Raw genomic sequence first — 11,244 nt, 5'->3', positions numbered from 1 at the left:
GCACGACTACCTGACCGAGGTCCACCCGCAGGCCGAGGCCTTCGTCCGCACCCTGGCCGAGCACTGGACGCGCGGGGCCGGCTTCTTCATCGACTACGGCTTTCCCGAGGCCGAGTACTACCACCCGCAGCGCCACATGGGCACGCTGATGTGCCACCGGGCGCACCGCAGCGACGACGATCCGCTGGCCGACCTGGGCCTCAAGGACATCACCGCGCACGTCAACTTCACCGGCATCGCGCTGGCGGCCCAGGACGCCGGCCTGGCGGTGCTGGGCTACACCGGCCAGGGGCGTTTCCTCCTCAACGCCGGCCTGCTCGATCTGGCGCGCGATGCCGGTCCGCGCGCGGCGGCCATGCTCGGCAAGCTGGTCAACGAGCACGAGATGGGCGAACTGTTCAAGGTGCTGGCGCTGGCGCCCGAGGCGAGCGCGCCCGGCTGGGTGCCCGTCGGTTTCACTGCGGGCGACCGCACGCACCGGCTGTAGGGAACGCCATGATCCGCTGGATGATCGTCATCTTCCTGGCCCTGGTGCTGATCAGCGGACTCACGCCGCTGCTGCGCCGGCTGGGGTTCGGTCGTCTGCCCGGCGACCTGCGCTTCCGGCTTTTCGGGCGCGAGTGGTACATCCCGCTGATGACCACCATCGTGCTCAGCATGGTGGCCAGCCTGATCAGTCACCTGATCTGATACCCTTGGTGGTATATTGAAAACACGGGGCCAAGGCCTCATCTGGGGGAGTGAACCCGCACCACGGAGCCTCTGATGTCCACCGACCCACTGCACGTTGTCTGCCCGCACTGCCACACCACCAACCGTGTCGCCGCCGCCGCCCTGGCGCAGGCGCCCGATTGCGGCAAATGCCACCGGCCCCTGTTCGACGGGCATCCGGTGGCGCTGGACGACGCCACGTTCGACCCGCACATCAACCGCTCGCACCTGCCGGTGCTGGTGGACTTCTGGGCCCCCTGGTGCGGGCCTTGCCGGATGATGGCGCCGCACTTCGAGGCGGCGGCACGCGAGCTGGAGCCCCACCTGCGCCTGGCCAAGGTCGATACCGAGGCGGCGCGCCAGACGGCCGCGCGCTTCGCCATCCGCAGCATTCCGACCCTGGCCCTGTTCGTGGGCGGGCGGGAGGTGGCGCGCCAGCCGGGCGCCATGGGCAGTGCCGACATCGTGCGCTGGGTGCGTCAGAAGATCTGAAGCCTCCGCCGCCGCGCCGCCATGCAAGCCCCGTTCCCCCGCCTGCTGGCCGACATCGGTGGCACGCACGCGCGCTTTGGCTGGCAGGCCGCGCCGGAGGGTGCCGTCACGGCGGTGCAGGTGCTGCGCAGCGCCGATCATGCGGGCCTGCCGGACGCGATCCGCGCCTACCTGTCGGCACAGGGATTGCCGCGGCCGCGCGCCGCCGGCCTGGCCGTGGCAGCGCCGATCACGGGCGACCGGGTGCGCATGACCAACCACCACTGGCAGTTTTCGCAGCGCGAGCTGCAGGCGGCGCTGGGTCTGCAGACGCTGCGTGTCATCAACGATTTCACAGCCCTGGCGCTCGCCTTGCCGGTCATACCGCCGGCCGGGCTGCGCCAGGTGGGCGGCGGCCAGGCCGATCCGGGGGCCGCCGTGGCGTTGCTGGGGCCGGGCACCGGCCTCGGGGTGTCCGGCCTGCTGCCCGACGGCCGCGGTGGCTGGGTGCCGATCCAGGGCGAGGGTGGCCATGTCACCCTGCCGGCCTCGACGCCGCGTGAGCGGCTGGTGATGGCGGGGCTGGCGGCCCTGCACGGCCGGGCATCGGCCGAGCGCATGCTGTGTGGCCAGGGGCTGATCGAGGCCTGCCGCCTCCTGTGTGCGGCCGACGGGGTGGACGCCGGCGACCTGCGCAGCCCGGCCGACGTGACGGCCGCGGCGCTGGCCGGCCGCCTGCCGCAGGCCGAGGAAACGCTGTCCATGTTCTGTGCCCTGCTCGGCTCGGTGGCCGGCAATCTCGTGCTGACCCTGGGCGCGCGCGGCGGCCTGTACCTGGGTGGCGGCATCGTGCCGCGCCTGGGCGAGTGGTTCGAACGCTCGCCCTTCCGTGCGCGCTTCGAGCGCAAGGGCCGCTACCGGGCATACCTCGCGCCCATCCCGGCCTGGGTGATCACTTCGGCGCAGTCACCGGCGCTGCAGGGCGTCGCGCGGGCACTGGACTGACATGGCCCCTACGCTCCGCCGCTGACGCGGGTCGCGCCTTGCAGGCCGCGGCATCGCCGGAGTCGATGCCTCTTCGTCCCGTCCAGCCCTGCGCAGGCAGGGCCGGAGCCGCGGTCCTCAGCCCCCCGAGGGGGCTGATCCCGCCTTGCATGGCTGTTATCCCAGCGGGGTGGCGGCCAGGGTGTCGAGGAAGCGGCGGCACCACCAGTGCACGTCCTGCGTGCGGACGTTGTGCAGCAGGGCCTGGTGGCGCTGCTGGCGTTCGGCCAGGGGCATCTGCAGTGCGCGCTGGATCGCCTCGGCGGTGTGCCGGGTGTCGTACGGGTTGACCAGCAGGGCATCGCGCAACTGTTCGGCCGCCCCGGCGAAGCGCGAGAGCACCAGCACCCCGGGGTCGTCCGGATCCTGGGCCGCGACGAACTCCTTGGCCACCAGGTTCATGCCATCGCGCAGCGGTGTGACCAGGGCGACGCTGGCGGCGCGGTACAGGCCGGGCAGCCGCCGGCGCGAGACGTTGCGGTGGATGTAGCGCACGGGCATCCAGTCCAGGCCGCCGAAATCGCCGTTGATGGCGCCACTGAGGCTTTCGAGCTCGCGCCGCAGCGAGGCGTAGGCATCGACCGATTCGCGGCTCGGCGAGGCGATCTGGATCAGCGTGGCGCTGCCCAGGTTTTCCGGGTAGTTCTGCAGCAACTGCCGGAATGCCTGCAGCCGCAGGGGCAGCCCCTTGGAGTAATCCATGCGCTCGACACCGAGCAGCAGGCGCCGGCGCGAGTACTCCTGACGCATCTGCGCATAGGTGTCCTGTGCCTCCCGGCTGCGGCCCAGCGCGGTGAACTCGTCGACATCGATGCCGATCGGCATGGCCTGCACCTGCAGGGTCTTGCCGAAGGCGCGGAACATGTGCTCGCCGAGGATGTCGGCCGGCAGCTCGGCGCCGATGTAGCCCGAGAAGTGGCCCAGGTCGGTGTTGCTCTGCAGGCCCACCAGATCGTAGGCGAACAGCGACCGCATCAGCCACTCATGCTCGGGCACGGCGGCCAGGAGCAGCGGTGGTGGCAGCGGGATGTGCAGGAAGAACCCCATGCGCTGGCGGCAGCCCATGGCGCGCAACTCGGCCGCCAGCGGGATCAGGTGGTAGTCGTGGACCCAGATGATGTCGTCCGGCCGCAGCAGGCCGGCCAGCCGTTGCGCAAACAACTGGTTCACGCGCCGGTAGCCGCTGATGTAGTCGGCGTCGAAGTGGGCCAGGTCGAGCCGGTAGTGGAACACCGGCCAGAGCACGTCGTTGCTGTAGCCGAGGTAGTAGCTGTTGTAGTCCTCGCGGCTCAGGTCCACCGTGGCCAGTTGCACGTTGCCGGCCTGCTGCAGCCGCAGCTCGCCTTCTCCGGGGCTGCGGCCATCGACCACCTTGCCGCTCCAGCCGAACCACAGCCCGCCCGAGGCCCGGAGCGCCTGCCCGACGGCGACGGCCAGGCCGCCGGCGGCGGACTTGCGCGGATCGGCGGTGCGGTTGGAGACGACGACCAGGCGGTTCATATGACGGTATCCCAGGCCGCCGACAGCCGCACGGCCGCGTTGATGATGCCCACCATCGAGTAGGTCTGTGGGTAGTTGCCCCACATCTCGCCGGTGCTGGCATGGGTGTCTTCGGACAGCAGGCCCAGCGGGTTGCGGGCTGCCAGCATGGTCTCGAAGATGGCGCGGGCCTCCTCGACGCGGCCGACGCGTGCGAGCGCGTCGATGCGCCAGAAGGTGCAGATGTTGAAGGCCGTCTCCGGCGTGCCGAAGTCGTCCGGTGCCTCGTAGCGGCGCATGTAGGGGCCGTCGCACAGGTGTGCTTCGAGCGCCTTGAGCGTGGCGATGAAGCGCGGGTCCTTCGGGTCGATCAGGCCGACCTCGGCCATCAGCAGCACGCTGGCATCCAGGTCGTGGCCACCGAAGCTCTCGGCAAAGGCCTGGCGCCGCTCGCTCCAGGATTCGTCCAGGATGCGCTCGCGCATGGCGGCGGCGTGCGAGCGCCAGTACCGGGCCCGGTCCAGCAGGCCCAGCGTGGGCGCGGCCTTGGCCAGGCGGTCGGCGGCGGCCCAGGACATCAGGGCCGAGCTGGTGTGCACGCGCGCACGCGTGCGCAGCTCCCACATGCCGGCATCGGGCTGGCCGAACACCTGCAGGGCACGCTCGCCCATGGCCTCCAGCCGTTCGAAATCGGCCAGGCCGGCCGGCCGCAGCAGGCGCTGGTCGTGGAAGGCCTGTGCCGCGGCCAGCACGATGTTGCCGTACACGTCGTGCTGGAAGTGCTCATGCGCCTGGTTGCCGATGCGCACCGGCCCCATGCCCCGGTAGCCGGGCAGGCCCGTGCAGATGCGCTCGGGCAGCTCGCGCTCCAGCCCGATGCCGAACAGCGGCTGCACGTGGTTGCCGTTGGTGCCGACCACGGCGTCGGTCACCCAGGCCAGGTAGTCTTCCATGGTGCCGACTTCGGCCAGGCTGTTGAGGGCACGCACGACGAAAAATGCGTCGCGCAGCCAGCAGTAGCGGTAGTCCCAGTTGCGTCCGGTGCCCGGTGCCTCGGGGATGCTGGTGGTCATGGCCGCGACGATGGCACCCGTGTCCTCGAACATCGACAGCTTGAGCGTGATGGCCGCGCGGATGACCGCATCCTGCCACTCCAGCGGCAGCGCCAGGCGCTGGCTCCAGCGGCGCCAGTAGGCCAGGGTCTCCTGTTCGAAATGGCGTGCGGTGTCGCTGACCCCGCTCTCCAGCGTTTCGTCGGGGCCGAGCAGGAAATCGAGCGGCCGTGTCAGCAGGAAGGGCTGGCGGTGGAGCACATGCGAGATGGACGCATCGGTCTGCAGGCGCAGCGTCTGCTGTTCACCGACGTAACGGATATGGTTGCTGCCCGAGGTGATGGTCGGCGTATCCGCGCCCCAGTTGAAGCGCGGCGCCAGGTGCACGCGCACGCGCGGGGTGCCTTCGAGCGGGCGCACGCGGCGCACCAGCGTGGTGGGGCGGAAGTAGCGCCCGCGCCAGAAAAAGCGCGGCGCGAAATCGGTGATCAGCAGGCCCTGGCCGTCGCGGTCCCACAGCTCGGTGTGCAGCACCGCGGTGTTGGGCACGTAGCTCTGGCGTGCCTGGGCCAGGTGCTCGACCTCGATGGCGAACGAGCCGGCCCCCTCGCTGTCGCCGTCACGGGCGCCCAGCAGGGCATGGAACACCGGGTCGCCGTCGAAGCGCGGCAGGCAGCTCCAGACCACGCGGCCGTGGGGGTCGATCAGGGCGCTGAAAGCACCGTTGCCGACCACGCCCAGCGACAGCGAGGCAGGGGCGGGCGGGCCAAAGCCGGTGGATGTGGGGGACGTGGCGGTGTCGTTCATCATGGATGGTCGGACCTGAGGGCGAAATCGCGCAGCCACTGCTGCACGGCAGTGGTGTCGGGCAGCCGGTAGCGGGCCAGTGAGTCCCCGGGGCCTACCTTGATGCCGGCGCCGCCCAGGCGCTGGACGGTGTCGAAACCGGCCTCGTCGGTCGTGTCGTCGCCGACGAACACGGGCTGGCGGCCGACAAAGGGCGGCTCGGCCATGAAGGCCGCAATGGCCGCGCCCTTGTCAACGCCGGCCTGCTTGACCTCGATCACCGCCTTGCCCGGCAGCAGTTGCAGACCGGGGGTGTTGCCCACCGCCTCGCTCAGGGTGCGCACGCATTGCGCCGCCATCTCGGGGGCCAGGCGGTAGTGCAGCGCCACGGCGGTGCGCTTGTGCTCGACCAGCAGGCCGGGGTGGCGCGCTGCCAGTGCCCGTGCCGCGGCGAGCACGGGCGCGAGGTCGGGCAGGTCGTGCATGGTCAGCAGGCCATGGCGGGTGCGCCGTACGCCGCCGTGCTCGAACGCGCCGGGCAGCGTGAGCGGGGCCAGCAGCGGATCGATGTCCGGCTGTGCGCGTCCGGTGATCAGCGCCAGCGCGCCGTCCAGGCGCCCGTGCAGGCGCTGCAGCAGGGGGACCAGACCGTGCGCCACGGCCACGGCATCGGGTCGCGGCGCCAGCTCGGCAAGGGTGCCATCGAAATCGAGAAACAGCGCTGTGCGCTCGTTGAGCAGGAGGGCAGGGGGGCTCATCACGCTCAACCCTATCAGACTTGCCACTCCCATGGGAGATTTGTGCGGTCGCCGGCCGCACGGGGCGCACCGGCCACCGGTGTTCAGGGGCCGACGATGGGTGTCAGGGCCTCGGCGCGCGCGTGGTGGATGCGCCGGCCCACATCCGCACCGGAGACACCGGCGGCTTGCGCCGCGGCGGCAATGGCCGCGGTGTCCACGGCCCGTGCGGCCGTCAGGGCGGCCAGCAGCCGCTCGCGCTGCGGGTAGGGGCGCTCCTCGAAGCCCAGCCGGCCGCGGGCGTCGCACTCGCAGGCCAGCAGCACCTCGGCGAAGCGCTCCGGGCGGCGCAGGGCGTCGCAGCGTTCCAGCAGGCGCAGCACGGCGGCGGCGCCGAAGGTGCCGCTGCCGTGGATGTGACCGTGCTCGCGCGCCACTACATCGGCCATCTCGCGGCAGTCGCGCGGCACGCGCCAGCGCTCGCACACGGCCCGGAGCAGGCGCGCGCTGCGCTCTTCGTGACCGATGTGGCGCGGCAGCATCCCGGCCGGTGTGATGCCCTTGCCCAGGTCGTGGCACAGGCAGGCGAAGCGCACCGCCAGGCTGGCACCCAGCCGGGCGCTCATGTCCAGCACCATCATCACGTGCACGCCGGTGTCCACCTCGGGGTGGTATTCGGCGCGTTGCGGCACCCCCCACAGCCGCTCGACCTCGGGCAACACCCGGGCCAGGGCACCGCACGCGCGCAGCACCTCGAACATGCGGCTCGGGCGCTGCTCCATGAGGCCGCGCGAGAGCTCCTGCCACACGCGCTCGGCCACCAGGTGGTCGGCCTCGCCGTGCTCGACCATCTGGCGCATCAGCGCCAGTGTCTCGGGCGCCACGCTGAAGTCGGGGTAGCGCGCGGCAAAGCGCGCCAGGCGCAGGATGCGCACCGGGTCCTCGGCGAACGCCCCGGTCACATGGCGCAACACGCGCTGCGCCAGATCGCGCGCACCGCCATAGGGATCGACCAGGGTGGCGTGGGCCAGGTCGTCGGCCTCGGCCTCGGGCACGGCCATCGCGTTGATGGTCAGATCGCGCCGCGCCAGGTCGTCCTCCAGCGTGACGCCGGGGTCGGTGTGGAAATGAAAGCCGTGGTAGCCCGGCGCCGTCTTGCGCTCGGTGCGCGCCAGCGCGTATTCCTCGCGCGTGTCGGGGTGCAGGAACACCGGGAAGTCCTTGCCCACCGGCAGGAACCCGCGTTCGGCCATGGCTTCGGGCGTGGCGCCCACCACCACCCAGTCGCGGTCAACATGCGAGCCCCCGGCGGGCTGGCCCGCGGCACGTGCAAGCAGGGCGTCGCGCACGGCGCCGCCCACCAGATAGATGTCCATCCGGGCAGTGTAGGACAGTCAGGGTCCCGCCCGGTACGGCTCATCCATCGCAATGAAGTCGTGCTCCGCTTTCGCCTGTTGCACCCAGGCATCGACGCCGGGCAGGGCGAGCACGCGATCGACGTAGGCGGCCGTGGTGGCGCTGACGGGCAGCGCGTAGGTGCGCAGGCGCGAGCACACGGGGGCAAAGAAGGCGTCTGCGATGCCGAACGCACCGAACAGCATGGGGCCGCCGTGCGCGGCCAGCAACTCGGCCCACATGGTCTCCAGGCGCGCCACGTCGGCACGCACGCCGGCCTGGTCGCGCCAGATGATGCGGCCCACCTCGGGCAGCGCGGCCTCGATGTTCATGCCGCAATGGCTGCGCAGGGCGGTGAAACCGCTGTGCATCTCGGCGCAGACGCTGCGCGCCCGCGCGCGGGCCGCCAGGTCGGCGGGCCACAGGTGCCGGTCGGGAAAGCGCTCGGCCAGGTACTCGGCGATGGCCAGGGTGTCCCAGACGGCCAGGCCGTCGTCCACCAGCACCGGCACCTTGCCCACCGGGCTGACGGCGCCGACCGCCTGCTTGAAGTCGGAGCCGGCGTCGAACGAGTCGAAGCGCACCCGCACCTCGTCGAAGGGGATGCCGGCCTGGGTCATGAGCACCCAGGGACGCATCGACCACGACGAGTAGTTCTTGTTGCCGATGAAAAGCTGCAGGGACATGGTGGCGGGCTCCGTGGTGTTGCGACGATGGGCCATTGTGGGTCCGGCGCACCTGCTCAGGGCAGCTCTTCGTCGGCGGCCGCGTTCAGGGGGCGCGGCCCGATCGTGCTGCCCAGGCGATCGCGCAGGCGTTGCGGCTGCCCGGTGAGCAGGGCCGCGTACACGGTGGTGTTGGCCAGCACCTGTTGCACGTAGTCGCGCGTCTCGTCGAACGGGATGCCTTCCACCCAGACCTCGGCCGGCAACTCTGGTCCGTCGCGCCACGCGCGCGGGCGGCCCGGGCCGGCGTTGTACGCCGCGGCGGCCAGCGGCAGCGAGCCGTCGAAGGCGTCGAGCGCGAACTTCAGGTAGGCCGTGCCCAGGCGGACATTGGTGTCGTGGTCGGTGATGCTCTCGGGGCGGTACCCGCTCAGCCCGATCTTGCGCGCCGTCCAGCGGGCGGTGGCAGGCATGATCTGCATCAGGCCGGACGCGCCGACGCCCGAACGGGCATCGACGACGAAACGGCTCTCCTGGCGGATCAGGCCATAGACGTAGGCCGGATCCAGGCCGATGGCGCGGGCATGGCGCACCACCGTGTCACGGTGCGGGGTGGGGTAGCGCTGGGCATGATCGGCGCCTTCGCGGGTGCGCTGGCTGGTGTTGATGCAGCGATCCCAGATGGCCCGCTCGCAGGCCAGCGTGGCGGCGGCCAGCAGCTCGCGATCGTTCATGCCCCCCGGCGTGTGCAGGGCCACCGTGTAGTGCCATTCGCGCGCCGCCTCGCTGCGCAGGCCCAGCCGGAAGGCGGCCAGGGCGCGCTGCAGGCCGGGGTTGGCCCGGGCGGCCCGCAGCTCTGCGGCGCTGGGTCGGGCCGGCGCCGGCGGCAGGGTCACGGGGCGCCCCAGGGCGTCGAGCGCCAACTGGCCGTAGTAGCTGTGCGGCGAGGCAATGGATGCGTACCACGACCGGGCCAGCGCCTCGGCACTGGCCCGGTCGGGCCTGCCCTGCGCGCGGATGGCGTGCGCGGTCCAGTACACCCAGACGGGTTGTTCGCGCATGCGCTCGGGCATGGCGTCGATGGTGTCAAGCAGCAGCGGCCAGTTGGCGGCGCGCAGGGCGGCGCGCGCCTTCCAGCTCAGGTGCAGGGGGGGCAGGAAGTGGTCCTTCGCGTGGGCAAAGAAGGCCAGCGCGTCGTCGCGGCGGTGCTGGGCCGCGCGCCGGCCGATCACGCCCCACACCCAACTGCGTTCTTCTTCCGTGAGCTGGGCTTTCCAGCGGGTGCGTTCCAGGTGCTGCGCGGCCGCTTCGGGATCGCTGCCGGCCAGCCGGATGATGGCCAGGGTGACCATCTCCTGGGTGCGGGGCCGGATCGCGGTGAGCTTGCCGTCCAGGAAGCGGGCGGGGTCGCGGGCGATGGCCTCGAGCTGGTGCGCCCAGTCTTCGTCGAGCAGGCTCACCGCCTGCGCCGCCACCTGGGGCTTGCCCACCTCCATGGCCAGCCGGGCACGCTGCCAGAAGGCCTCCGGCCCGAGATGGCCGTCGTCGCGCAAGGCGCGGGCCGCGGCGGCGCAGCCTTCGTCGGCGTCGGGCTGGGCCAGCCAGAGTTGCCGCACTTCCTCGGCGGCCTCGGTGGCCGGCAGGCGGCCGGCCCGTGCGTCGAGCATCAGGCCCCAGCACTGCACCTGGCGGTCGTCGTCCATGCGGAACAGGGGACGCTCGGCCTCGAAGCGCGCCCAGTCGCCGCGCTTGCCCAGCACCCGCAGCCAGTCGTTGCGCAGCCGGTCCTCCCAGTAGCTGCCCGCCATCCGCTCGAGCGTCGCGCGGATGTCCTCGGGGGCTGCCGTTTCCAGTTGCAGTCGCATGTGCCAGTACAGCGCCAGCGGCTCCAGCGGGTGGCCTCGCACCTGTGACAGCAGGGCACCGATCCGCTCCGGCTGCCGGCGTCCGAACGCCTCGCGCATTTCCAGCAGGGCCGATTCGGCCGTGGTTTGCGCCAGCGCAGGCATGGCCATGGTCAGGGCGGCCATAATGACCAGAAAGGCCCGTATCCATCGCGTGCGATTCATGATCTGATTATGGACAACAAAGACGGTCAGTGTGTTCCCGATTCTGCGCCCAGCCAGCCCGCCTCCGGCCACCGCAAGGCTGGGTGGCGCAAGGCACTGATCGACAAGCGGCAGTCGCTGGCCGATCGCGCCTGGCGCAACGATCTGCTGCAGCGCGTGATGCGGGTGTGGCTGATCGACCGGCCCGACGCCGTGATCGGCGCCTATTGGCCCATCAAGGGCGAGTTCGATCCGCTGCCGGCCCTGTTCCGCTGGCAGGAGGCCGGGCTGGAGGAGGACGCGCAGAGCGCGGCACGCCAGCGCCGCATCGGCCTGCCGGTGGTCAACAAGATCGACAAGACCCTGACCTTCTATAGCTGGTACCCGGGCTGCCCGATGGAGGAGGACGCCTTCGGCATCCCGAAGCCCAAGGACACCGAAATCATCCAGCCCACGCTGATCTTCGTGCCCTGCGTCGGCTTCGGCCCCGGCGGCTACCGCCTGGGCTACGGCGGCGGCTTCTACGATCGCACCCTGGCCAGCCTGCGGCCCAAGCCCTTCACCGTCGGTCTGGCCTACGACTTCGGCCACGTGCCCGAGCTGGAGCCGGAGCCGCACGATGTGCCGCTCGACGCGATCCTGACCGACACCGGCGTGATGTGGCCAAAAACATAATAAGGCCCCCACGCTCCGCCGCTGCGCGGGTCGCTGCCCCCCGAGGGGGCGCGGATTCAGCTTGGGGCGGCCCGGCGCTGAATCCATCGCCCCCACGCTCCGCCGCTGCGCGGGTCGCTACCCCCCGAGGGGGCGCGGATTCAGCTTGGGGCGGCCCGGCGCTGAATCCATGGCCCCCATG

General features: G+C 71.4%; 11 protein-coding genes. 5 read left to right on the top strand and 6 right to left on the bottom strand.

What is annotated here, in order from left to right; all coding sequences use genetic code 11:
* The 4 genes from PHQ87_RS10090 to glk all read left to right on the top strand — a co-directional run.
* Positions 1 to 487, top strand: a 487-nt coding sequence (locus PHQ87_RS10090; protein WP_300233545.1) for an SAM-dependent methyltransferase, incomplete at its 5' end; no start/stop codon positions are given.
* Between the two features lie 8 nt (positions 488 to 495).
* Positions 496 to 690 carry a DUF2905 domain-containing protein gene (locus PHQ87_RS10085; RefSeq protein WP_300233544.1) on the top strand — a complete coding sequence of 65 codons (195 nt, stop codon included), beginning with the start codon at positions 496 to 498 and terminating at the stop codon, positions 688 to 690.
* A gap of 75 nt (positions 691 to 765) precedes the next feature.
* Positions 766 to 1,203, top strand: coding sequence for a thioredoxin TrxC (gene trxC / locus PHQ87_RS10080; protein ID WP_300233543.1), 438 nt, complete (start codon positions 766 to 768; stop codon positions 1,201 to 1,203).
* 21 nt (positions 1,204 to 1,224) lie between these two features.
* Complete coding sequence (gene glk / locus PHQ87_RS10075) at positions 1,225 to 2,187, top strand: glucokinase (RefSeq protein ID WP_300233541.1); 963 nt, start codon at positions 1,225 to 1,227, stop codon at positions 2,185 to 2,187.
* Between the two features lie 156 nt (positions 2,188 to 2,343).
* On the opposite strand, the gene otsA is transcribed toward glk, so the two are convergent.
* From otsA to PHQ87_RS10045, 6 genes are all read right to left on the bottom strand, one after another.
* Positions 2,344 to 3,726 carry an alpha,alpha-trehalose-phosphate synthase (UDP-forming) gene (otsA, locus tag PHQ87_RS10070; protein WP_300233539.1) on the bottom strand — a complete coding sequence of 461 codons (1,383 nt, stop codon included), beginning with the start codon at positions 3,724 to 3,726 and terminating at the stop codon, positions 2,344 to 2,346.
* The gene (locus PHQ87_RS10065) at positions 3,723 to 5,567 is read right to left on the bottom strand and encodes a glycoside hydrolase family 15 protein (RefSeq protein ID WP_300233538.1); all 1,845 of its coding nucleotides are present in this window, start codon (positions 5,565 to 5,567) and stop codon (positions 3,723 to 3,725) included. Before PHQ87_RS10065 ends, otsA begins: the two co-directional genes overlap by 4 nt.
* Positions 5,564 to 6,301 (bottom strand): trehalose-phosphatase, encoded by a 738-nt coding sequence (otsB, locus tag PHQ87_RS10060; RefSeq protein WP_300233536.1) that lies wholly within the window; start codon positions 6,299 to 6,301, stop codon positions 5,564 to 5,566. Before otsB ends, PHQ87_RS10065 begins: the two co-directional genes overlap by 4 nt.
* A gap of 83 nt (positions 6,302 to 6,384) precedes the next feature.
* Positions 6,385 to 7,656 carry a multifunctional CCA addition/repair protein gene (locus PHQ87_RS10055; protein ID WP_300233534.1) on the bottom strand — a complete coding sequence of 424 codons (1,272 nt, stop codon included), beginning with the start codon at positions 7,654 to 7,656 and terminating at the stop codon, positions 6,385 to 6,387.
* Between the two features lie 18 nt (positions 7,657 to 7,674).
* A complete protein-coding gene (locus PHQ87_RS10050) occupies positions 7,675 to 8,361 on the bottom strand; it encodes a glutathione S-transferase family protein (protein WP_300233532.1) in 687 nt (228 codons plus the stop codon).
* 56 nt (positions 8,362 to 8,417) lie between these two features.
* Complete coding sequence (locus PHQ87_RS10045) at positions 8,418 to 10,409, bottom strand: lytic transglycosylase domain-containing protein (RefSeq protein ID WP_300233530.1); 1,992 nt, start codon at positions 10,407 to 10,409, stop codon at positions 8,418 to 8,420.
* A 9-nt stretch (positions 10,410 to 10,418) separates the two neighbouring features.
* On the opposite strand from PHQ87_RS10045, the gene PHQ87_RS10040 reads away from it, so the two are divergent.
* Complete coding sequence (locus tag PHQ87_RS10040) at positions 10,419 to 11,063, top strand: 5-formyltetrahydrofolate cyclo-ligase (protein WP_300233528.1); 645 nt, start codon at positions 10,419 to 10,421, stop codon at positions 11,061 to 11,063.
* Positions 11,064 to 11,244 lie beyond the last annotated feature (181 nt).

It is taken from the genome of Hydrogenophaga sp. (assembly GCF_028698005.1).
Lineage (GTDB): Bacteria > Pseudomonadota > Gammaproteobacteria > Burkholderiales > Burkholderiaceae_C > Hydrogenophaga.
Note: the sequence above shows the minus strand (reverse complement) of the source record. Positions and strands in the feature narration are given on the sequence as shown.

Coding starts and splice junctions, on each gene's coding strand:
- glk (WP_300233541.1), top strand. CDS start 1,225: ATGCAAGCCCCGTTCCCCCGCCTGCTGGCCGACATCGGTGGCACGCAC.
- otsB (WP_300233536.1), bottom strand. CDS start 6,301: ATGAGCCCCCCTGCCCTCCTGCTCAACGAGCGCACAGCGCTGTTTCTC.
- PHQ87_RS10055 (WP_300233534.1), bottom strand. CDS start 7,656: ATGGACATCTATCTGGTGGGCGGCGCCGTGCGCGACGCCCTGCTTGCA.
- PHQ87_RS10040 (WP_300233528.1), top strand. CDS start 10,419: ATGGACAACAAAGACGGTCAGTGTGTTCCCGATTCTGCGCCCAGCCAG.
- PHQ87_RS10045 (WP_300233530.1), bottom strand. CDS start 10,409: ATGAATCGCACGCGATGGATACGGGCCTTTCTGGTCATTATGGCCGCC.
- trxC (WP_300233543.1), top strand. CDS start 766: ATGTCCACCGACCCACTGCACGTTGTCTGCCCGCACTGCCACACCACC.
- PHQ87_RS10065 (WP_300233538.1), bottom strand. CDS start 5,567: ATGATGAACGACACCGCCACGTCCCCCACATCCACCGGCTTTGGCCCG.
- PHQ87_RS10050 (WP_300233532.1), bottom strand. CDS start 8,361: ATGTCCCTGCAGCTTTTCATCGGCAACAAGAACTACTCGTCGTGGTCG.
- PHQ87_RS10085 (WP_300233544.1), top strand. CDS start 496: ATGATCCGCTGGATGATCGTCATCTTCCTGGCCCTGGTGCTGATCAGC.
- otsA (WP_300233539.1), bottom strand. CDS start 3,726: ATGAACCGCCTGGTCGTCGTCTCCAACCGCACCGCCGATCCGCGCAAG.